Origin of the sequence: Calidithermus timidus DSM 17022 (genome assembly GCF_000373205.1) — a bacterium.
GTDB classification, from domain to species: domain Bacteria; phylum Deinococcota; class Deinococci; order Deinococcales; family Thermaceae; genus Calidithermus; species Calidithermus timidus.
Map to the genome: position 1 here is coordinate 26,524 of NZ_KB890703.1, position 21,656 is coordinate 48,179.

Below are 21,656 nucleotides of genomic sequence, written 5' to 3' on the forward strand. Positions count from 1 at the left end.
GCGGGCTTCAGGGTTGGCCGTAGGGGAAGATGGGGTCGCAGTCGCTGGCAGTGCTGGGAAGCATGGTGCTGCTCGCTTTCACGAAGCCGTTGGTCTGGTCGAGGTTATAACCCCTTATCCACACCTGCTTTTCGGTGGGCGTGACCACGATGGCGGGTAAAGCCTGCCCCTTGCGCTGCACCTTGTTGTCCCCGTTGGTGTCGAGCGCGATGAACCCCACCAACTTCGGCCCGTTTGAGAAGAGATCGAAGGCATCGAGTTCACCGGCTTTGTTGGCCGGATCGGCGCTGGGATCGCTGACGCCGGGCTCCGTGACCCATACTTCGAGCTTGGTGATCAGGCCCTTGGCATCGAAGCGGAAGTCTACGATGGTGTCGCGGTCGGTGCAGAAGGTGGCTTGGGTTTCTAGGTTGCTGATCGTGGGGGGCACGGGCCGCACTTCGATGATGCCGCAGCCGCTGATCAGCGCTGCCATAGCAGGGATGGCCAGAAATTTCCTCATAGATCTCACCTTATTGGCGCTTCATGAACGCGGGGTTAGGGGGGATTAAGTTGCCCTGGCTGTATCCGCTCCAGCCACTCGGCCTCGCCTCGGAGATTGGCTCTGGCTGCTGCCTCGAGCCCACGGAACACCTGGGTGACGTAGATTTTGGGGCGAGAGAGGAAGGAGCGAAGCACCCTCAGACGCCCAGCCTGGTAAGCCTCTGGCGGCATCCAGGCATATTCCTGGCGGATGGCGCGGCTGTACCTCTGGTACACCCTGCCCTCAGACCCCAGGATGCTCAGGTCGGCGTCGAGGAGCAACTGGGTGGTGGGATCGTCGGAGAGGTGGGCTTTGGTGGCCAGCACCATATCGCCGACCCGACGGGCCAGTTCGGCGTCGAGGGGCTCGAGCGCGCGCCAGGCCACTTCGGCGCTTTTTTCCTCGTTGTCGCCGCGTGTGGTGTCGTAGACGGCGTCGTGAAACCACACCGCCAGCTCCAGCGCGGCCTGCTCGGCTACGGGATGGGGCTCGAGCAGGCTGAGCAGCGACTCGATATGGGAGAGGTTGTGATAGCTGCGGTGGGGCTCGCCGTAGCGCCGCAGCAGGTCGTTGAGCAGGTCGAAGTGAATCTCTTCCGGGGCCTTCAGGGTGTGCATGAGAGCGTTCCAGCGCCGGATGAGGCGCTTACGCCCGCTGTTGCCGAGGATAAAAAGCGCCACGAATCCTTTTTCCGCTAGCCCAACCGCTCGAGGTTGGTCCGGATGCGCTCGAGCTGGGCTTTGTGTTCAGCCAGCCGTTCGCGCTCGGCCTCGACCACCTCGGGCTTGGCCCGCTCTACGAAGCCTGGGTTGGCGAGCTTGGCTTCGGCCTGGGCTACCAGCCTTTCCAGCTCGGCAAGCCGCTTTTTCTGGCGCTCGAGGAAGCCCTCGAGGTCGCCTTCGGGGCGCAGGTACACCGTTGTGGCCGAGGTTGCCTGGGCGATGGCTTTATCAGGGGTTCCGAGCGTGGCTTCGGCCTTGCTCAAAAAGCGGAACAGGGGCAGATTTTCCATCACCAAGCTGGCTCCAGGCCCGTCCAGGTGCACCCGGATCTCCTGTTGGGGCGCTATGCCCAGCTCTGAGCGCAGGTTGCGGGTCGCGGTGATGCTCTGCTGCAGGGTCTCGAAGGCCCGCTCGGCCTCGAGGTCGCGCCCGCCGGGGGTGGGCCACTCCTGCAGGGCAAGCTGCTTGGGATCGCCGGTCAGCGCCTCGTACAGCTCGGAGGTGATGAAGGGCATGATGGGGTGCAGCAGCTTGAGCAGCGTGGCGAGGGTGGTCTCGAGGGTCTTCATCGTCGCCTGGTTGCCCTCGCGCAACGCGGGCTTGGCCGCTTCGAGGTACCAGTCGCAGAACTCGCTCCACACCAACTCGTAGATCAGGCGGGCCGCGCGTCCTAGGTCGTAGGCCTCGTACGCTTCGGTGATCTCAGCGATGCCACGGTTGAGGCGAGAGCTCATCCAGCGGTCGGCCAGCGTCAGCTTTTCGTGTTTTGCGCTTTGCGTCTGACCTATGGAGCTCTTGTTCATCAGCACGAAGCGCGCTGCGTTGTAGAGCTTGTTGGCAAAGTTACGCCCCTGCTCGTAGCGCCGCTCGTCGTGGCGGATGTCCTGTCCGCCGGTGGCCAGGTAGTCCCAGGCGAAGCGGCAGGCGTCGGCTCCGTACTTGTCGATGAGCTCGAGCGGGTCGATGCCGTTGCCCTTGCTCTTCGACATCTTCTGGCCTTTGGCGTCGAGGTAGAGGCCGTGGAGCACGATGGTGTGGAAGGGGGCTTTGCCGGTGAACTGATAGCCCGACATCTGCATGCGGGCCACCCAGAAGAAGAGGATGTCGTAGCCCGTCACCAGCACGTCGGTGGGGTAGAACTTTTTGAGGTCGGGGGTCTCGTCAGGCCAACCCAGGGTGGAAAAGGGCCACAGCGCCGAGGAGAACCAGGTGTCGAACACGTCGGGATCGCGCCGGAGCTTGAGCCCTGCGTAGCGGGGGTCTTGGTCGCAGTCGAGATCGGGGTTTTCGGGGTCAGGCACGTAGATATTGCCCTCCTCGTCGTACCAGGCCGGGATCTGGTGACCCCACCAGATCTGCCGCCCGATGGCCCAGTCGCGGATGTTCTCCAGCCAGTCGCGGTTGACCTTCTCCCAGCGCTCGGGAACCAGGCGCATCTCGCCGCGCTCGAGCCCCTCGAGCACCTTCTGGGCCACCGGCTTCATGCGCACGAACCACTGCTCAAGCAGCATCGGTTCGATGGGCTCCTTGGTGCGTTCGGAGAGGGGAAGCTGCACGGTGTGGGTCTCTACGCCCTTGAGGTAGCCCTCCTCCTCGAGCCGCCGGGCCACCTTTTCGCGGGCCTCGAAGCGGTCGAGGCCGCGGAACTCCTCGGGTACCAGCTCGCCCGTCAGCCGCGCATTTAGGTCGATGACGCTGGGCATCTCGAGACCGTGCCGCAGGCCGATCTCGAAGTCAGCGGGGTCGTGGGCCGGGGTGATCTTGAGCGCGCCAGTACCGAACCCACGCTCTACGGCTTCGTCGGCGATGATCGGGATGAAGCGGTCGGTGAGGGGGATGCGCACCCGACGGCCCACCAGGCCTTTGTAGCGCTCGTCTTCGGGGTGCACCGCCACCGCCACGTCGGCAAAGATGGTCTCGGGGCGCTGGGTGGCGATCTGAATACCTCCCTCGCCGTCCTCGAAGGGGTACTCGAGCACCCAGAGCTGGCTCTGACGCTCCTCGCGGTCGACCTCGAGGTCAGAGAGCACCGTCTGGGCCACCGGATCCCAGTTGACGATGCGCTTGCCGCGGTAGGCCAGGCCCTGGTGGTAGTACTCTACGAAGCTGCGCCGCACCGCGCGGGAGAGGCCAGAGTCCATGGTGAAGCGCTCGCGGCTCCAGTCGCAGCTCGCCCCGATGCGGCGGAGCTGGTAGAGGATGGTGCCGCCGTTCTTCTCCTTGAAGTCCCACACCCTCTCCAAAAACTTCTCCCGGCCCAGGTCGTGGCGGCTTTTGCCCTCCTTGGCCAGCTCGCGCTCGACGAGCACCTGGGTGGTGATGCCGGCGTGGTCGGTGCCGGGGAGGTAGAGCGCCTCGTAGCCCTGCATGCGCTTGAAGCGGATGAGGGTGTCGATGATGGTGTTGTCGAGCGCGTGTCCCAGGTGCAGGTTGCCGGTCACGTTGGGCGGGGGGATCACGATGGTGAAGGGCCCTTTGCCCTTGCCCGCGTTGAGCTCGGGCCGCAAGGGGTTTTGGGCCCACTCCTCGGCCCAGCGGGGCTCCACGGCTTGGGGGTCGTATGCCTTGGGCAGTTCCTTGGTGGCTTGACTCATAGTCGCTCCTTAAAGTCTTTGATGGGCGTGGAGCGGTGGCGGTAGGTTAGGCCGCCAAACAAAAAACGCCCATGCAAGCTTTCTGCACGGACGAGGAAAATCCCCGCGGTACCACCGCGCTTCCCGGCCACACAGCCAGGCACTCGGATGTGCTGTGACGGGCACTCCCGGCAGGCTCTACTGGGCGCTAAGCCGTTCTTCCTGCTGACTCGCGGGCGACCTTCGGCCTCCCTTCTCCAGACCGCCTTCCAGCCGATGAGCGGTCCTCTCTGGGGAGTGCGGGGGAAACCTACTCCTCCCGGTCAACGTCTGGTTCAAGTATACACGAGGCTTTGTGTGGCCGGGGAGCGTCAGAAGCCCCTCGGCTATGAGCCAGGGGGCTGTGGCGTGGGATCGAGGCTAATGTGAGCTTTCCCGCCTTCGGTTGTCCCTTTGCTCACTATCCTTAGAAGGATGAGTGGCGTGAGTGAAGCCTCGGTGCTCGAGGCTCTGAGAACTGTAAATGATCCCGAGCTGCACAAGGACTTGGTCAGCCTCGGGATGGTCGAGAAGGTGGTGGTCGAGGGGAACAGGGTAGGGGTCAGGATCAACCTGACCACACCCGCCTGCCCGCTCAAGGGCCAGATTGAGACCGAGGTGCGGGCCGCTCTGGCCCGCATCGGCGTGGATGAGCTCGAGCTGCACTTCGGTGCGAGCGTGCGCGCCCCGCAGAACCTGCCCCTGCCGGGCATCAAGCACGTGGTGGCGATTGCCTCGGGCAAGGGCGGGGTAGGCAAGAGCACGGTAGCCGCCAACCTGGCGGTGGCCTTGGCGCAGGAGGGAGCCGCGGTAGGGCTGCTCGACGCCGACATCTATGGCCCCTCGCAGGCCCAGATGTTCGGCACGCAGACCCAGAAGCTCATGGTGGACGAGCAAAAGCGCATCGTGCCGCTCGAGCGTTATGGCATCAAGCTCGTCACCATCGCCAACATCGTTCCACCGGGGCAGGCCATGGTGTGGCGTGGCCCCATCCTGCACGGCACCCTCAGGCAATTCCTGCACGAGGTAGCCTGGGGCGAGCTCGATTACCTGATCGTGGACATGCCCCCGGGCACCGGCGACGTGCAGCTCTCGCTGGCTCAGCTGACCAAGGTCTCGGGCGGGGTGATCGTGACCACGCCACAGGACGTGGCCCGCATCGACGCCGAGCGCGCGGCGGACATGTTCAAGCGGGTGCAGGTGCCACTGCTGGGCGTGATCGAGAACATGTCCTACTTCGAGCAGGGGGGAGAGCGGATCCACATCTTTGGCCAGGGGGGTGGGCGCAGGATGGCCGAGGCCTACAAGACGGCTTTCCTGGGTGAGATCCCCATCGCCGTAGCCGTGCGTGAGGCCAGCGACGCCGGGATTCCGGTGGTGCTCTCGGCTCCCCATAGCCCCGAAGCCCAGGCCCTGCGCGGGGTGGCCCGGGCGCTGGCTGGACAGCTGTCGGTACAAAGCTACATGCTCCTGCCCATGGCGTGATGGGACTGAAGATGCGGTCGTGGCTTTGGGAAGGGGAGGAGCGATGATAGGCCTGGGCGACACCAAGCTGAGAATTCTCGAGCACCTGCGGCAATCCCCAGCTACCGTCGCCGAGCTCTCCGAGCGCATGGGCATCAGCAAGGTGGCGGTGCACCGTCACCTCGAGGACCTCAGCCGTGAAGGGCTGGTCAGGGGCCGGGAGGAGAAGTGCGCGGGTCGGGGCCGTCCTCGCCAGGTGTTCAGCGCCGTGGACGAGCAGACCCCGTATGTCCGGCTGTGCAGCGAGTTGCTCGAGCACATCGACGACCTCTTCGGCAGGGGCGCGCTGCTCCGGGTGCTCTCCTCGCGCAACGCCGATCTGGTGGCCCGCCTTGGTCCCATGCTGGAAGGCTTGCCGCTGAGGGAGAAGCTCTGCCGCCTGGCGGAATACCTCACCGAACAGGGCTATCAGGCCAGGTGCTACCAGCAGGATGGCTACTGGTACCTCGAGCAAAACCGCTGCCCAAAACTGGCCCTCTCCACCGAGTACTACGAGTTTTGTCAAACCGAGCAGGAACTCTACCAGCAGCTCCTGGGCCTGCCGGTGGTACGGGAAGAGCGCATCGCGTCGGGCGGGCGCTGTTGTCGCTATCGCATTGGTTGATGGGTAGGCTTCGCGACGAAGCGCATTCGCCTCATGTGTTCTCCTTGCGGGTATGGGAGAATCCTCCACATGAAACGGCTGCTGCTGGTGGTGCTGGCGATGGGAGCCCTGCTGGGCCTGGCCCAGGAAAAGGTCAATAAGGATCCCGCTTACTGGCTCGAGCTCGGCCTCAAGGCCAATGGTGGTGAGGCGCTAAGGAACCTCAAAAGCCTGAGCTATACCCTCGAGTACAAGCCGCCCTTCACCGAAAAGGCGAGCGTGCTGAAGGTTTACCTCGACTTCGTGGGCCTGCGCAGCCGTGTCGAGATCGACGGAGCGGTGCGGGTCAACAGCAAGGAGCGCAGCTTCACCAAGCGCGGCGACAAGGTGGAGGAGGGGATCTACGTCACCCAGCCGGGGAACTTCATGTGGGACCTGCTGTATGGCGAGTGGCCGGGGCTGCGCTTTGGCAAGGAACGCGACGAGGCCAGCTACGTGACAAACGTGATGTACAAGAACCGGCGCTACCACCAGGTCCTGACCAAGACCAAAGGCGTCTTGCAGGGCTTCATGTTCTTCGACGATGGCACCCTTGCGGGCTATTTCACCCCCAAGCAGAATGTCGTCACTTTCGAGAAAACCCAGGTCGTGGACGGGATCACCGTGCCCGTGCAGGCCCTGGAATTCCGCGAGGGCTTTCCCTACGCCGACTTGCTTTACAGGGATTATCAGATCAACCCCACCTTCAGCCCCGACCTCTTTAACAAGCCCTGAACATGCGGATGGAGACTTACACTGTAGTACTTGACGAAAACCTAGACTTATGTGGGTTTGGAAGGAAGCCTAAAACTAGATAGGCGACAAATATTGTATGTTTCTGCACGTTCCTCCACCACCTGCCGCCCTTTCCAGCTCTCCTCAAACTGTGATAGAACTTCCTGCTCCGCCGTAACCACCTGTACCGCAAAACCCTCCTCCTGGCTTCTTCACCAGAGAAATAGAGGAAGAAGGTCAGCGGGCTTCGCCGTCTTCTATCCGTCCAAATCAGCATCACTAGACACCGTCTAATATACTGATTTATAGTACTTCCCACATACCAGCCCAACGGCAAAACCCAGCCCACATAGAGGCAGCGCCAGGGACAGATCGGCTGTGGATAGTTGCCTGAGGGTTATTGCTGCCCAAGCGATGGCGAGCAATAAAATAAGCTAGGTCCACACGGAGGTCACGAGCCAGGTTACCGGACGGACTGCTAAAAGCGATCCGAACAGCAAAGGCAAGCCAAAAAGAACAAGGGACTTATCAGAAACCCCCCCGATTGGGAAATACCCAATGGGCCATCAAAGGGACCAGGGCTAATGAAGCCAGTACAGCCAAGTCTGGCAGATGCCGCACGAAACGCATCAGTTACCCCCGCTACAGATGTTCTCACAAATACTCTTCGAGCCCATACCCTAATGGGACACTCTGGGCCAAACCCCAGCCTCCAAGAATCACAAATAGGAACCCTCGCAAAAGCATGGGCCCATGGTAGAAGCGAAGGTGCCCATCGAGAAAGGGTGAAAACTCACGCTTAGAGCGTAGGTTCTCTACAAACCCACAACCTTGGGTTCATCCCCAGGTAATAGAGGGCCAGCTCAACGCGGTTGCGAAGCCCCAGCTTTTCCCTAAGGGCCACGAGCCGGTTTTCGACGGTTCGAGGGCTGATATGCAGCTTCTTAGCAATCTCGCTATTTTCCATGCCGAAGGCGACCTCGCGAAGAACTGCTCGTTCGCAGGGTTGAAGGCCGTCGTCCACTAATGGACCTTCGTAGAAGCACTCCCCCCTGGCAACCCGTGCAAGGGCGTTGAGAACGTCCTGTGGTCCTGCTGGGCGGGCCAGAAGTCCCTCAGGCTCGAGTTCCAACAAATCACGGAGGTAGGAAGCTGAGCCGACGCCCGTGACTACCACCACTGGACGGGGCAAACTGGCAAGTGTGAGGAGGGCGTAACCCCAAGGTGCGTCCAGTACTAGGTGGACGTCAGAGTCGCGCTGTAGAGAAGCACAAAGGGCTTGACCATGAAGACGCAAGGTTTCATTTCCAGAGAAGACCATGCTATTACCCCGACTTGCGTACATTATTCAGGATTTACATCGTTTTAATCAAGAGATTGACCAACTCCTGAAAAGTTTTTCATAAAGAAGAACCGTAGTTAAGTCGCGATTGGTGAAGCGATGTAGCAGGTAGTCGAGGCCATCCGGAAGAAGGGCTATAGTCTGACGGGGGTGGTGTTCGATAACCAGTTTGCGGGCCAAGCTTCCATCGCCAAACTCCACCTACTCTCCCCTAGCAGGGGAGGGTAGGGTGGGATGGGTACAGGTGTCTCTACGACGCTGTAATATACACGACAAAAGCCCAAGAGATAGGCAGTTATTCAGGATTACTATGAGACAATGAAGAAACGATCAAAAGAATTAGCTCTAGCGCCAGCCGGACTAGCAAGATGTTAAGCATGATCACTAGAAACCAGATTGGTAAGTGGGCAGTGAAAAAAGACATCGGATCAGCGTGCTTACTTTGTTGCATAAGACTATTTATTTGAGTTATGAATATTATTGCTATCACAAAGAGATAAATCAATTTCACTGTCTGCTTGTTGACTATCTTTGTCAGTAGGAGCTTCCTAAAAGAGAAGTCAAACATGGCATCCACCACATTGTATGCATCTTTCTGAGGGGCTGTCATATCTCGAGTCTCGAAGCGATGAGGCTAATTTGGACTGCGATCGCTCTCACATACGCAAGCACCACGCTGCTTCTATGACAGTAGTGGTATATGGTACCAGGCACGTACCTTACTGTACAACTAACACCGATTCCACATCCTCCGGGAAGCTGGCAACCTACCGATGGTTCGCAAATAAGTTTAGGGCATGTTCCAGCAGTGGTGTAGTTACTGCATGTTCCACTACCTCCGCCACTGCTTCCACCACCCCCACCTCCAGGCCCATCTCCATCGTCAATGCGCTGGATTTGATTACCCGAGCCATCTGCAGGCTCCTGCCAGTAGCTCCCTGTTTCTTGGGCCTGGGCAAGGCCGCTGACCAAGGATATGGTCAGAAGGAAAAACACAACCGCAATACCTTTCATCGCCTCACCTCTATTGCTTTCAGCGCCTGGACAACCTGCTCTAGGTCGCTGCGATAGCCCACATCGATCCACACAATTCGGCCTTGCCGGAGGTACACGTGGGTTGGTGTACCGGGTACGCCAAACCTGCTGAAGAGTTTGGTGTTCAGCTCACCTTTGCAGGCTTCCGGCCACCTCCCTTCGCTATAAATGATCCGTAGGCTGACTGACTGCTGACAAAGTATGGCCGGCTCTCTTTCTCGAGATCACACCAGCGGCACTGCTCGTAACCGAAGACCAACAGGCCAGAGAAGTCCTGGTAGGGTGCGGGCGCGATCTGTCCTAGGGATACTGCCAAGGTATACGCCGGGCTGAGTAGTCCCGCCTCGGCGGCATCGACGAGCAAGGCAAGGGCCTTCGCGGAGGGATTGATCTTCCCGGTAAGCCGCTTGACCTCCCAACCATCCTTTAAAACCACCAGCGTGGGAGCGGATTGAATCCGCAGCGCACGGGCTAGGAGGTCGCCTCGGTCGTGCAAATAGGGGTGAAAAGGAAGGTTTTCGATTCGGCCGACAAAAGTTAGGGGAAAGCCCTTCATTGTGGCCAAAGATTCACAAACTGTACACTCGGGGGCGGTGAACACGAGGATTCGGGTACCCTCTTCGAGCCCATACCCTAGCGGGACACTCTGGGCCAAACCCCAGCCTCCAAGAATCACAAATAGGAACCCTCGCAAAAGCATAGGCCCATGGTAGAAGCGAAGGCACCCATCGAGAAAGGGTGCAAACTCACGCTTAGAGCGTAGGTTCTTCACAAGCCCACAACCTTGGGTTCATCCCTAGGTAATGACTATTCTGGATTTGCATCGTTTTAATCAATTCGTGAAGGGCTCGGGTCTGGGGTCAACAGCGATAGGTCCTTGGGTATGTTGAATGAATGCAGCAGGTCCTCAGTGCGTAACTGTATAACCACAGGCGCAGACGACCGACTACACACCCCTTGATCGCCGGGGCCGGGGATGCTATGGTGCTGGCGTGAGCTTGGCTCGCACCACCACTACCTAGGCGGCGACTCCTCCGAGTCGTCGCTTGCCCCTGCCTATCCAGGCAGGTTTTTTGTTTAGCACGTGAGGAGGTCTGGGTGAAAATCGCTATCGTAGGAGCAACAGGGGCAGTTGGACAGGAGCTTTTGCGGGTGCTCGAGCGGCGAAACTTCCCGCTGACCGAGCTCAGGTTGTACGCCTCGGCCCGCTCGGCGGGCAGGCGCTTGGAATTCCAGGGCAAATCCTACACCGTCGAAGCCCTGCCCGAAGGCCCCCTGCCGGCAGACGTGGTGCTCGCGAGCGCGGGCGGCAGCCTCTCCAAGCACTACGCCCCCATCTGGGCGAAGCAGAGCATCGTCATCGACAACTCCTCGGCCTGGCGCTACGAGGACTGGGTGCCCCTCATCGTGCCCGAGGTCAACGCCCACGCCATCAAGGGGCACAAGAACCTCATTGCCAACCCCAACTGCACCACCGCCATCCTGCTGATGGGGCTTTACCCGCTGCACAAAGCCTTCAAGGCCAAGCGGGTGATCGTGAGCACCTACCAGTCGAGCTCGGGAGCCGGGGCCAGCGGGATGCAGGAGCTGCTGGAGGGTACGCGGGCTTGGCTCGAGAACGAGCCGGTCGTCAACCAAATTTTTGCCCACCCCCTGCCCTTCAACGTCATCCCCCACATCGATAGCTTCCAGGACAATGGCTACACCAAGGAAGAGATGAAGGTGCTGTGGGAGACCCAGAAGATCATGGGCGACTACGAGGTGAGGGTTTCGTGTACCGCCGTGCGCGTGCCCACCCTGCGGGTGCACAGCGAGGCCGTGACCGTGGAGTTCGAGCGGCCCGTGACCCCGGAGGCCGCCCGCGAGGTGCTGGCTCAGGCCCCCGGCGTGGAGCTGGTGGACGACCCGGCCAACAAGCGTTACCCGCTGCCCCACAGTGCCACCGGCAAGTTCAACGTCGAGGTGGGGCGGTTGCGTAAGAGCCTGGTTTTCGATAACGGGCTGGACTTCTTCATCGCAGGCGATCAGCTGCTCAAAGGGGCTGCGCTCAACGCCGTGCAGATCGCCGAGCTGCTGCTCGAGCCCGTGGCAAGATAGCTATGCGCGCGATTCTCGAGGCCCCCTGGTACGTTCTGGAAGACCCCCAGGCTCCTGGCGAGCACCTGGTGATGGAGTCGGTAGGCCAGAAGCTGGCCCCGCTGTGGCTCTCGCAGGAGGAGGCCGAAGCCTTCGTGCGCCAGAGCCCGGCCTCGAGGGGGATGCAGGTGGGGCGGCTGGAGGACCTGGTGCTCAAGGAAGCCTTTTTGGTGGCCCTGGGCCTGCTGGGTGTCCGGCAGCTCGTGCTGGGCTACCAGCCGGGTCGGCCCCAGGCAGTACTGCTCGATCGGGCCCGAGCTTTGCGGGAAGTCCAACAGCGCATGAGGGCAGGGCTCGAGGCTTCCTGAGCGGTCCCCACGCATACCCACTGCGGCGGGTTTGGCCTCGCCGCGTGAGGCGCAATGGTGGGAAGCGCGACCGAAGGTCAAACCGCGGCTTTACCACGCCATGGCCGATATACTCTGACTCAGGAGGTATGGTGTGAAAAAACTTTTCGTGCTGTTGGTTCTTCTGCTGACACCGGCCTTTGCCCAGAGCCTGCAAGGCAGCGTTGGTGGCCCCTTTGGCCTGAGCGCGGGCATTCGCTTGGGCCTGGTACCCCTGTTGCTCGATGGCCGTCTCTACGTTTCGGGCGGCCCGGTGGGAACGGGCGGAGCCCTGGTGTTTGGTGGCGGGGCCGACTTGCTGGCCAAGATCCCCCTGACCGATCTCTATGCCGGAGGTGGGGTGTTCTTCGGAAATGGCAACTCCCTCTCGATGCTGGGCAGTGGCAACCTTGGCCTGCGCGGCGTGGTGGGTACCTGGCTCAACCTGGGCCTCCCGGGCATCGGTTTCTTCATCGAAGCCCACCCCATGGTCTTCTTCGGCAGCAGCACGGGCTTCGGCATCAGCGGCTCCTTCGGCGTGAACGTCGGCTTCTGAGCGGGTCGGACCAAAGAAACCCTCCGGTGAGAACCGGAGGGTTCAGCTTTTCGCAGCGCCAAGCTCGATGACCCTCGAGGCCCTAAACGAGCGGGAACTCCTGGGGCTTCGGTCGTCTGGTTCTTGCGGTGAACTCCCGCGAGGTCGAACGTCACAGGTCAGACCCGAATGTTCACCCTCGCCCCGCTCTCGAGCAGGTGAATGCTGTCGATGAAGCGCACCACGTGCGTGGCGTAGCCCATCACGATGGAGTGGGTGCGAGCCCCGCCGCCGAAATAGCGCACCCCCTCGAGCAATTCCCCGTGGGTGATGCCGGTGGCGGCGAAGACCATCTGCTTGCCGGGAGCTAGGTCGCTGGTGCGGTAGATCCGATGGGGATCTCCACCCATGGCTTTGAGGCGCTCGAGTTCGGCCTCGTTCGAAGGTTTGAAGCGGCCCTGGATTTCACCGCCCATGCACTTCAGCGCCGCAGCGGCCAGCACACCCTCGGGGGCCCCGCCGCTGCCCATCATGACGTGAACGCCGGTGCCCCGGATGGCCACGGCCACCGCCGCCACCACGTCCCCATCGGTGATCAGCTTGACCCTGGCCCCGGCTCGACGGATTTCACGAATGAGGTTCTCGTGGCGCGGGCGGTCGAGCACCACCACCACCAGGTCCTCGACCTTACGGCTGAGGGCATCGGCCACGATGCGAAGGTTGGCTTCCACGGGGAAATCCAGGTTGACCTTACCTGCCGCCGGGGGCCCCACCACCAGCTTTTCCATGTACATATCGGGGGCGTGCAGCAGGCCGCCCTTCTCGCTGATGGCGATGACGGTGATGGCGTTGGGGAGGCCCTTGGCCGTGATGTTGGTGCCCTCCACCGGGTCTACGGCGATATCCACCTCGGGGCCACCCTTGCCCACCTTCTCACCGATATAGAGCATGGGGGCCTCGTCCATCTCCCCCTCCCCGATCACCACCGTTCCGGAGATGGGTAGCTCGTTCAGCACCTCGCGCATCGCCTCGGTGCCGGCCGCGTCCACCGCTTCCTTGTCGCCCATTCCCGCCAGACGGCTCACCGCGAGCGCAGCCTGCTCGGTGACGCGGACCACCTCGAGCACCATCAGGTGTTCAATATCCATGACGATGTCCATGCCCTGAGCCTACCAGAGCCTGGCGCTTCGGCGGGCCCGGTAGCGTTTCCAAGGGACTGAGGGCGGGGAGCTAGCGGCCTTTGGCGACATTGCGCTGCCACAGTACCCGCGCCAGGTCGTCGGGCGAGAGGCCCAGTTCGGCCAGGGTAAACAGCAGGTGGAACAGCAAGTCGGCGGCTTCCCAGCTCAGCTCCTCACCGTTGGCGTTCTTGGCGGCGATGATAAGCTCCCCAGCCTCCTCGCCGATCTTTTTGAGCACGCGGTCGAGGCCCTCTTGGTGCATCCTGGCGACGTAAGAGCCCTCCGGCAACTCGCGCAGGCGCTGCTGGATGGTGCGGTAGACCTGCTCGAGCACCTCTCCCAGCGGTGGGTGCTCGGCGGCCTCGGTCAGGGGGTTGTGGAAACAGCTCTCCGCCCCGGTGTGGCAGGCGGGGCCCTGGGGTTCAACCCGGTAGACTACCGCGTCGCGGTCGCAATCGAGCAGCACCTCGAGCACCTTCTGGCGGTTACCCGAGGTAGCCCCCTTGACCCACAACTCGCCCCGGCTGCGGCTAAAGAAGGTGGAATAGCCCGTGAGCAGGGTCTGGGTCAGGGCTTCGCGGTTGGCGTAGGCCAGGGTTAGCACCTTGCCCGAGTGCGCATCCTGGACGATTACCGGGACCAAGCCCTTCTCGTCGAACTTCACGGCCTCGAGATTCACGCCACGACCTCGATTCTCACGGGGACACCCCGCTGCTGGAGGTAGCCTTTGAGCTCTTGTACGGCGATCTCCCCGAAGTGGAACACGCTCGCCGCCAGCGCCGCGTCGGCACCGCCCTCGGTGAGTACCTCGGCGAAGTGCTCCTTGCGCCCTGCCCCCCCTGAGGCGATCACCGGGATGCTCACGGCCTCGGCGACGCTGCGGGTGAGCTCGAGGTCGTAGCCATCCTTGGTGCCGTCCTTGTCCATGCTGGTAAGGAGGATTTCCCCCGCGCCGAGCTCGGCCCCCCGCACCGCCCACTCCACCGCGTCGAGGCCGGTGGGGATGCGCCCCCCGGCCACGTAGACCTCCCAGCCGCCGGGGCGCTTGCGGGCGTCGATGGCCAGCACCACCGCCTGGTTACCAAAGTGCTCGGAGAGCTCGCGCAACAGCTCGGGGTGCTTGACCGCCGAGGAGTTGACCGAGACCTTGTCGGCTCCGGCCAGCAAAAGCTGGCGGGCGTCCTCGAGGCTTCTGATGCCCCCGCCTACCGTGAAGGGGATGAACACCTGCTCGGCTACCCGTGCCGCGACATCGAGCATGATCGAGCGCTGCTCGTGGGTGGCGGTGATGTCGAGGAACACCAGCTCGTCGGCCCCGGCTAGGTTGTAAGCCCTGGCCGACTCCACCGGGTCGCCCGCGTCGCGTAGGTTAACGAAGTTGATGCCCTTGACCACCCGCCCGGCGTGTACGTCCAAGCAGGGAATGATGCGCTTGGCCAACATGAGCGAAGTATACGCATATTCACCAAGCCAAATAGGAGGGCCGTCAGCCTTGGAGGGCTGGTGGCTCGAGTGAAAACCCCTCACCGTAGCCGCTCGAGCAGGTACTGCGCCAGCTCGTTGACGTGGACGCGCTCTTGCAGCATGGTGTCGCGGTCGCGCACGGTCACGGTGTCCTTGAGGGCCGTGCTGCCGTCGTGGCTCTTGCCGATGGTGTCGTAGTCGACGGTCACACAGAAGGGGGTACCCACCTCGTCGTGGCGGCGGTAGGCCTTGCCGATATTGCCGGTGTCCTCGTAGAGCACCCGCCCCATGCCCAGGGCCTGCAACCTGGCCTTGAGACCCCTGGCGTAGGAGGTGATCTCCTCCTTGTTCTTGGCCAGGGGGATCACCGCGACCTTGATGGGTGCGAGGTGGGGCTTGAGCTTGAGCACGATGCGCTCCTCGCCGTTATCGAGCTGTTCTTTGGTGTAAGCCTCGCTGAGCACGGCCAGCACACCCCGGTCGACCCCCGCCGAGGGCTCGATGACGTAGGGCACGAACCAGGCCTTGGTATCGGGGTCCTGCACGGCCAGCTTGGCGGTGGAGTCGGTGTTCTCCATGACCCTGGTCTGGATGCCCAGCTCACCCTGAGCCTTGGTGTGCGAGCCCAGGTCGTAATCGCTGCGGTTGGCAATGCCCTCGATCTCCTCGAAGCCAAGGGTGGGGAAGTTGTACATGAGGTCGAAGGTGCGCTTGGAGTAGTGCGCTAAGTCGGCTTTGGGCACGTCCAACACGTGAATCTGCTGGCGCGGGATGCCCTGGTCTTCCCACCACTGCAGCCTCGTCTGTAGCCACCTCTGATGCCACTCCTCGTCGGTGCCGGGCTTGACGAAGAACTCGATCTCCATCTGCTCGAACTCCCGCACCCGGAAGATGAAGTTGCGCGGGGTGATCTCGTTGCGGAAAGCCTTGCCGATCTGGGCGATGCCGAAGGGCAGCCGACGGGCGGTGGAGTCGAGCACGTTCTTGAAGTTGATGAAGATGCCCTGCGCGGTCTCGGGGCGCAGATAGCCGTACGAGTCCTCATCGACCACCGGCCCGATGTTGGTGCGGAACATCATGTTGAAGGGCCGGGGCGGGGTCCAGTCGCCAGGGGCTCCGTCGGTGGGGTCGATCACCTTGGCGGACGTCATGGCTTCGGCGGCTTTCTCCGGATCCGCCATCAGGGCAGCCACCAGGGTGGTCATGTCCCAGTCTCCCAGACCCATCACCTCCGCGATGGCCTCGAGCACCTGGGGCTTTTGCTCTTTGAGCAGGTGATCCAGGCGGTAGCGCTTTTTAGAGATGCGGTTGTCGATGAGCGGGTCGGCGAAGGTGGCCTCGTGGCCCGAGTAGCGCAGCACCAGTCGGTGGGTCAGGATGCTGGCGTCGAGGCCTTCCATGTCGTCGCGCTCGTAGACGTTGGCCTTCCACCAGGCGGCTTTGAGGTTGTTCTTGAGCTCGACCCCTAAGGGGCCGTAGTCGTAGGTTCCCTGAAGGCCCCCGTAAATCTCCGAGCCCTGGAAGATGAAGCCTCGGCGCTTGCAGAGGGAAACCAGTTCGTCCATCGTTTCAGCAGGCATGGTTTGCTCCTTTCGGTCGCGCAGAACGCAAGGGTCTGCTTGGGGATTTAACCCGACCGCCGGGGAAGCCAAAGAAAACGCCCCCGGCATGATGCCTGGGGACGAATAGTTGCACTACTCGCGGTTCCACCCCAGTTCCCGAGGGATTGCCCTCGAGCCCTCTCGATCGCGCTGGCCTGAGCTTCGGGCTTCGCCCCCCTGGTGCAAGGGGATCGGTCCTCTGCCTTCGGCTGATCTCCGCCGCCCTTCCCGTGGCCCCTGCCGCCGAGCTCTCACCGTCCCCGACTCGCTGTGGGCGGATGTCCACGGTACTCCTGCGGACAGCGCCCTTCTATGATGCGGCATCGGTGCCGGGGCGTCAATTTCCTCAGGTGCCCTTCGCTTGATTTTCCCGCACCTGGGGCTCCCGCGGGAAGCGTATCGGGACGACCGAACTCAGCTATGCCGCGAAGCCTTGCGTGGGGCGCTTAGCGCAAGGCTTTGAGCGCCAGCTTGATGATCTCCTGGGTAGAAGCCTCGGGGTTTTTCTGCACGATGTCGGCCACCACGCCGCGCACCTGGCTCTCGCGGAAGCCCAGCGTGACCAGGGCCAGCTCGGCTTCTTCCGCGCTCTGGTTTTGCCGGATTGGCCCGCCCTCGCCCATCAGGTGAGCCGGAACCTTGCCGCGCAGCTCCAGGGCGATGCGCTCGGCCAGCTTTCGGCCCACTCCCTGCGCTCCGGTCAGCAGGCGCAGGTCGCCCTCGGCCAGGGCTCGAGCCAGCAGCGAGGGGGTGAGGCTGGAAAGCATGCTGAGCGCTACCTTGGGCCCCACGCCCGAGACCCCCAGCAACAGCTCGAAGAGCTCGAGTGAGCGCTCATCGGCGAAGCCGTAGAGTGAGAGGTCGTCTTCACGCACCACCAGCTTGGTGTGCAAAACGGCTTCCTTCCCCTCGGTGAGCTCGGCCAGGGTCGAGGTGGGGCAGCCCGCCTCAAAGCCTACCCCCCCCACCAGCAACACGGCGGTGTTTTGGGTTTTGCGCAGGACGGTGCCTTTGAGGTAGCGGATCACGGCGAATCGTCTATCGTCCGATAAAACGTGGGGCACGCTTTTCGTAGAAGGCGGCTATGCCCTCCTTGTGGTCTTGGCTTTGTCCTGCGAGCTCTTGCAACTCGGCCTCGACCTCGAGCATCTCCTCCAGGCTCGAGGTCGCGCTCTTGCGCAGGGCCTGCTTGATGAGGCCGAAGGTGCGGGTGGGGCCCTGGGCCAGCTCGAGCGCCAGCTTTTCCACTTCCTCGGCGAAGCGCTCGCCGGGGATGACCCGGTTCACCAGGCCCAGCTCGAGGGCCTGCTCGGCGTTTAGGCGAGGCGAGAGGGCCATGAGCTCGAAGGCTTTGGCCTGCCCTACGATGCGCGGCAGGTGGTAGTTCATCCCGGCGTCGGGGATGAGGGCGATGCGGCTGAAACCGGTGGTGAGCACCGCGTCGGAGGCGGCCAGCCGCAGGTCGCAAGCCAGGGCCAGCGAGAGCCCGGCTCCGGCGGCGGCCCCGTGGATGGCGGCGATCACCGGCTTGTCCAGCGTGGCGATGCCCGCGATGGCCCCGGCGTAGTTCTTGAGGTGGGCCTTGTAGGAGATGGTCTGGCCTTCGAACTCGCGCAAATCCTGTCCAGAGCAGAAGCCGCGTCCGGCTCCCCGGATGAGCACCACGCGTACGTCCTGGTTCTCGGCGGCCTCGCGCATGGCCTGGGCCAGCCCCTGAAGCATGGCGGTGTTGAAGGCGTTGATGGCCTCGGGTCGGTTGAGGGTGAGGGTCAGCACCCCGTCTTTGAGCTCGGATAGCAATACGCTCATCGCAGTGTCTCCCCATCGCCCCTACTTCATGCGCTCTTCGCCGAAGCGCTGGCCCTCCCACACGTCGATGAACGCGGTCCCGGCGGCCAGCCGGGCGCTATGGGGCACCCCGGCGGGGATGTGGTAGTAGTCGCCCTTGGTAAACACCCTGCGTTCACCGCCGATGACGAACTCCACGCGGCCCTCGAGCACCACCCCCCACTGCCCGCCGTGGGCGTGCTCGGGTACCTCGGTGTCCTCGCTTACCTGTCCGAAGCCGATCTGCCCACCCTGTCCCGAGAGCACGGGCATGTCCATTCCAGGCCAGAGGGTGACATGCTTGAACGCTTTGAACCACTCAGGGAAAAGGTCCATGGCCCGAGTATAAGCCCCTGCCGGGGGAATGCCGGCGATCCGGGGAAGCCGACGGATCGTCGGTGGGCACGGCGCATACCCCTCGCCCCGCTTGGTTTTGGTGTACCAAACATGATAGGATTCACCGGATTATGGCCTTGGTCGTACAGAAATACGGCGGTACCAGCGTGGGTGACCTCGAGCGCATCCACAAGGTGGCCCAGCGCATCCAGCACTACCGGGAGAAGGGCCACCACCTGGCGGTGGTGGTCTCGGCCATGGGCCGCATGACCGACGAGCTGATCGCGTTGGCCAGACGGGTCAATCCCCGGCCTCCCCAGCGGGAGCTGGACATGCTCACCACCATCGGGGAGCAGCAATCGGTGGCCCTGCTGTCGATGCAGCTCAACGCGATGGGCGTCCCGGCGCGGGGCTTCACCCAGAGCCAGGTGGGCATCATCACCGATGGGCGCTACGGCGACGCCCGCATCCTCAGGGTCGAACCCCGGCTGATCCAAGAGGCTCTGAACCGGGGAGAGGTGGCGGTGATTGCCGGTTTTATGGGCGTCACCCCGGATGGCGAGCTCACCACCTTGGGGCGCGGGGGCTCCGACACCACGGCAGTAGCCATCGCGGCGGCGTTGGGGGCCCACGAGTGCGAGATCTTCACCGATACCGAGGGGGTCTACACCACCGACCCCCACCTCATCCCCGAAGCCCAGAAGCTCAATAAGATCGGCTACGACCAGATGCTCGAGATGGCCGCGCTCGGGGCCAGGGTGCTGCACCCCCGCGCGGTCTACTACGGCAAGCGCTACGGGGTCAAAATCCACGTGCGCAGCAGCTTTTCCTACAACCCAGGAACCATCGTTACGGAGGACGGCATGGAACTCGAACGCCCGGTCACGGGGGTGGCTTTGGATGATGAGATCGCGCAGATTGGTTTGGTGGGCATTCCCGACCGCCCTGGCATCGCGGGCCGAGTCTTTGAAGCCCTGGCCAGAGCGGGCGTGGCGGTGGACATGATCATTCAGGGCGTGCCCGGCCACGACGCCTCGCGCCAGCAGATGGCGTTTACGGTGGGCCGGGACTTCGCCGACGACGCCATGGACGCCCTCGAGCCGGTGCTGGCCGAAATCGGTGGTGAGGCCCGGCTGCGTCGGGACGTGGCCAAGGTTTCTATCGTGGGGGTGGCCCTGGCCTCGACCCCCGGCATCCCGGCCCGCATGTTCGGTGCCATCGCCGGAGTGGGAGCCAACATCGAGATGATCGCCACCAGCGAGGTCAGGATTTCGGTGATCATCCCGCTGCAATTCGCCGAAGCAGCGGTGCGAGCGGTCCACAGTGCCTTCGAGTTGGACAAGCCGGTGAACGCCTGAGCCAGGGCCTGCCTTTGGCTGTGTTAGCGTAGGGAACATGGAGAAGCACTACCTGAGCTGGGGCGACATCAGCGCTTTGGTTTCCAAGCTGCTGGCCAGGCTCGACCGCGACGATTACGACGCAATCCTCTGCGTGACCAGGGGCGGCATGGTCCCGGCCTGCCTCATCAGCGAAGCCCTGGACCTACGCAACGTGCTCACCGCGGCGGTGATGTTCTATACCGACGTGGGGGAGACCCTCGAGCAGCCCGTTTTCTTGCAGTTTCCCAGCGACGCGCTGTTGGTAGGCAGGCGCATTCTGATCGTCGATGACGTGTGGGACTCGGGCAAGACGGCGGTGGCGGTGCGGGAGCGCGTGCGCCAGGCCGGGGGCAAGCCCACCCTCTGTACCCTGCACTACAAGCCCAGCCACAGCCACTTTCCCGGCGACGGGCCGGATGTCTTCGCCCAGGAGACCGACGGTTGGATCGTGTACCCGTGGGACCCCACACAGGTGTGGTCCTCGGCGTCGGCTTGACGGCACCAGCCGTACGTCCTACGTCGTACGCAAGATGCCCTTTTCCCCACCTCCTTTGGCAAGGGGGCTGGGGGGATAGAACCTGCCTCGCAGGCGGAGGGAGACAGGCGTTTCGCGTGGGGCGTTCGGCTATCGACCCTCCAGGTGCGCGTGAAATAGCGGGTTCACCACCTCCGGCTTCTCCATGTGCGGGGAGTGCCCGGTATCCGCGATGACCTCCTCGCGGAAGGAGCCGCCATTAGCAGCGTAGCGCTCGAGCACCCAGCGGGTCTGGCCCACCATGGGCTGGGGCGGGTGTACCTCCTCGCCCGGCCAGCCGGGGACCACGCCGAGCTTGCCCAAGGTGCCCAGGTTGAAGAGGCTGAAATCGCTCACGATCTGGTCGTCGGAGCCGCGCACCCAGAGGATGGGGGGTTTGGCCTCGGCGGCCAGCATCCGCTCTACCGTGTCGCCGACGTACTTGGGCGAGATGGCGTTGGCGGGTCCGAATTTTCCGGGGGCCACACCCGGCCAGTGGGGGGAGGCTTCGAAATCGCCAGGATACCTCTTTGGCCCGACCCGCTCGGAGAGCAGGCCCGAGAGCAACTCCTCCTCGCGGGGGTGCCGGAAGGGCGGTTTCCAGTAAAAGCTGTTCATCACCGTGCGCGGCGAAGCCTGGTGTTCGGTGCCTCGGTACTTTTCCCCCATCAGCCGGGCGAACTCGGGGTTGACGATGCCCCCGCCCGAACCGGCGAAGTCGGGGGCGCAGGGGGTGCCCTGCAGGTCCTTGGTACCCCCGAAGCCGAAGGGGGAGCCGGGGCAAAACACCGTCACGCTCAGCAACCGCTCGGGCGCGGTGGCGAGCATGGCCCAGATCACGCTCCCACCCAGGCTGTGCCCGGCGACGTGGAATTCCTGGATGTCCAGGGCGTTCATGAGACTCAGCAGGTCGTCTACCCAGTCCATGCAGCCGCGGGTAGCGTCGATCAGCTTATCCTCGGTGTCGCCGTAGCCGCGCAGGTCGGGGGCGATGGCGCGATAACCCTTCGGCAGGGCCAGCATGCTCTCTTCCCAGAAGGTCGCGGAGGAGGCGTTGCCGTGGATCAAGAGTACCGGGATACCGTCGGCGGGGCCGCTCAGCAGGACGTGCTGGTGGAGCCGGGGGGTCTGGACCATGCGGGACTCGATGCCGAGGAGCGTAGGAATGGAACCCATGGGTGCTCTCCTTTGCACTATTGGCTTTAATCAAAAGCTTACCGGAGCCCTGTTACAGAGTTGTTA

General features: G+C 62.9%; 21 protein-coding genes. 8 read left to right on the forward strand and 13 right to left on the reverse strand.

Features of this window, described 5'->3' with window-relative positions:
* Positions 1–7 precede the first annotated feature (7 nt).
* From B047_RS17070 to B047_RS0115755, 3 genes are read right to left on the reverse strand one after another with little or no spacing between them, the layout of a single operon-like run.
* Positions 8–502, reverse strand: coding sequence for a hypothetical protein (locus B047_RS17070; protein WP_018467937.1), 495 nt, complete (start codon positions 500–502; stop codon positions 8–10).
* Positions 503–537: 35 nt separating this feature from the next.
* Positions 538–1,203 carry an HD domain-containing protein gene (locus B047_RS0115750; RefSeq protein ID WP_018467938.1) on the reverse strand — a complete coding sequence of 222 codons (666 nt, stop codon included), beginning with the start codon at positions 1,201–1,203 and terminating at the stop codon, positions 538–540.
* A 14-nt stretch (positions 1,204–1,217) separates the two neighbouring features.
* The gene (locus B047_RS0115755; protein ID WP_018467939.1) at positions 1,218–3,839 is read right to left on the reverse strand and encodes a valine--tRNA ligase; all 2,622 of its coding nucleotides are present in this window, start codon (positions 3,837–3,839) and stop codon (positions 1,218–1,220) included.
* 453 nt (positions 3,840–4,292) lie between these two features.
* Here B047_RS0115755 and B047_RS0115760 point away from each other — a divergent pair, with 453 nt between their 5' ends.
* The 3 genes from B047_RS0115760 (at position 4,293) to B047_RS0115770 (ending at position 6,738) form a co-directional block, all read left to right on the forward strand.
* Positions 4,293–5,342 carry an Mrp/NBP35 family ATP-binding protein gene (locus B047_RS0115760; RefSeq protein WP_018467940.1) on the forward strand — a complete coding sequence of 350 codons (1,050 nt, stop codon included), beginning with the start codon at positions 4,293–4,295 and terminating at the stop codon, positions 5,340–5,342.
* A 43-nt stretch (positions 5,343–5,385) separates the two neighbouring features.
* Complete coding sequence (locus B047_RS0115765) at positions 5,386–5,985, forward strand: helix-turn-helix transcriptional regulator (protein ID WP_018467941.1); 600 nt, start codon at positions 5,386–5,388, stop codon at positions 5,983–5,985.
* A 69-nt stretch (positions 5,986–6,054) separates the two neighbouring features.
* Positions 6,055–6,738 (forward strand): hypothetical protein, encoded by a 684-nt coding sequence (locus tag B047_RS0115770; protein WP_018467942.1) that lies wholly within the window; start codon positions 6,055–6,057, stop codon positions 6,736–6,738.
* 799 nt (positions 6,739–7,537) lie between these two features.
* On the opposite strand, the gene B047_RS18585 is transcribed toward B047_RS0115770, so the two are convergent.
* A complete protein-coding gene (locus tag B047_RS18585; protein ID WP_338025052.1) occupies positions 7,538–8,083 on the reverse strand; it encodes a helix-turn-helix transcriptional regulator in 546 nt (181 codons plus the stop codon).
* A 1,156-nt stretch (positions 8,084–9,239) separates the two neighbouring features.
* Positions 9,240–9,680, reverse strand: a complete 441-nt coding sequence (locus B047_RS0115785; protein ID WP_157205973.1) for a YbbN family protein — start codon at positions 9,678–9,680, stop codon at positions 9,240–9,242.
* Positions 9,681–10,213: 533 nt separating this feature from the next.
* Here B047_RS0115785 and B047_RS0115790 point away from each other — a divergent pair.
* The 3 genes from B047_RS0115790 (at position 10,214) to B047_RS0115800 (ending at position 12,133) form a co-directional block, all read left to right on the forward strand.
* Complete coding sequence (locus B047_RS0115790) at positions 10,214–11,212, forward strand: aspartate-semialdehyde dehydrogenase (protein ID WP_026234972.1); 999 nt, start codon at positions 10,214–10,216, stop codon at positions 11,210–11,212.
* 2 nt (positions 11,213–11,214) lie between these two features.
* A complete protein-coding gene (locus B047_RS0115795; protein WP_018467947.1) occupies positions 11,215–11,559 on the forward strand; it encodes a DUF3234 domain-containing protein in 345 nt (114 codons plus the stop codon).
* A gap of 133 nt (positions 11,560–11,692) precedes the next feature.
* Positions 11,693–12,133 carry a hypothetical protein gene (locus B047_RS0115800; RefSeq protein ID WP_018467948.1) on the forward strand — a complete coding sequence of 147 codons (441 nt, stop codon included), beginning with the start codon at positions 11,693–11,695 and terminating at the stop codon, positions 12,131–12,133.
* 158 nt (positions 12,134–12,291) lie between these two features.
* On the opposite strand, the gene glpX is transcribed toward B047_RS0115800, so the two are convergent.
* From glpX to B047_RS0115835, 7 genes are all read right to left on the reverse strand, one after another.
* Entirely contained in the window at positions 12,292–13,260 is a 969-nt protein-coding gene (glpX, locus tag B047_RS0115805) for a class II fructose-bisphosphatase (protein WP_026234973.1), read from the reverse strand.
* An 82-nt stretch (positions 13,261–13,342) separates the two neighbouring features.
* Positions 13,343–13,972, reverse strand: a complete 630-nt coding sequence (gene hisIE / locus B047_RS0115810; protein ID WP_018467950.1) for a bifunctional phosphoribosyl-AMP cyclohydrolase/phosphoribosyl-ATP diphosphatase HisIE — start codon at positions 13,970–13,972, stop codon at positions 13,343–13,345.
* Positions 13,969–14,736 (reverse strand): imidazole glycerol phosphate synthase subunit HisF, encoded by a 768-nt coding sequence (gene hisF, locus B047_RS0115815; protein ID WP_018467951.1) that lies wholly within the window; start codon positions 14,734–14,736, stop codon positions 13,969–13,971. The genes hisIE and hisF overlap by 4 nt, the downstream gene beginning before the upstream one ends.
* An 80-nt stretch (positions 14,737–14,816) precedes the next feature.
* Complete coding sequence (locus B047_RS0115820; RefSeq protein ID WP_026234974.1) at positions 14,817–16,337, reverse strand: glycine--tRNA ligase; 1,521 nt, start codon at positions 16,335–16,337, stop codon at positions 14,817–14,819.
* A 467-nt stretch (positions 16,338–16,804) separates the two neighbouring features.
* Entirely contained in the window at positions 16,805–17,386 is a 582-nt protein-coding gene (gene ruvA / locus B047_RS0115825; RefSeq protein WP_018467953.1) for a Holliday junction branch migration protein RuvA, read from the reverse strand.
* Between the two features lie 10 nt (positions 17,387–17,396).
* Complete coding sequence (locus tag B047_RS0115830; protein ID WP_018467954.1) at positions 17,397–18,167, reverse strand: enoyl-CoA hydratase-related protein; 771 nt, start codon at positions 18,165–18,167, stop codon at positions 17,397–17,399.
* A gap of 21 nt (positions 18,168–18,188) precedes the next feature.
* A complete protein-coding gene (locus B047_RS0115835) occupies positions 18,189–18,521 on the reverse strand; it encodes a cupin domain-containing protein (protein WP_018467955.1) in 333 nt (110 codons plus the stop codon).
* A gap of 131 nt (positions 18,522–18,652) precedes the next feature.
* Between B047_RS0115835 and B047_RS0115840 the strand changes: the two genes are divergently transcribed.
* Complete coding sequence (locus B047_RS0115840; RefSeq protein WP_018467956.1) at positions 18,653–19,879, forward strand: aspartate kinase; 1,227 nt, start codon at positions 18,653–18,655, stop codon at positions 19,877–19,879.
* 37 nt (positions 19,880–19,916) lie between these two features.
* Complete coding sequence (locus B047_RS0115845) at positions 19,917–20,396, forward strand: phosphoribosyltransferase (protein WP_018467957.1); 480 nt, start codon at positions 19,917–19,919, stop codon at positions 20,394–20,396.
* Positions 20,397–20,525: 129 nt separating this feature from the next.
* Here the strand turns inward: B047_RS0115845 and B047_RS0115850 are convergent, their stop codons facing one another.
* Positions 20,526–21,590, reverse strand: a complete 1,065-nt coding sequence (locus tag B047_RS0115850) for an alpha/beta hydrolase (RefSeq protein ID WP_018467958.1) — start codon at positions 21,588–21,590, stop codon at positions 20,526–20,528.
* Positions 21,591–21,656 lie beyond the last annotated feature (66 nt).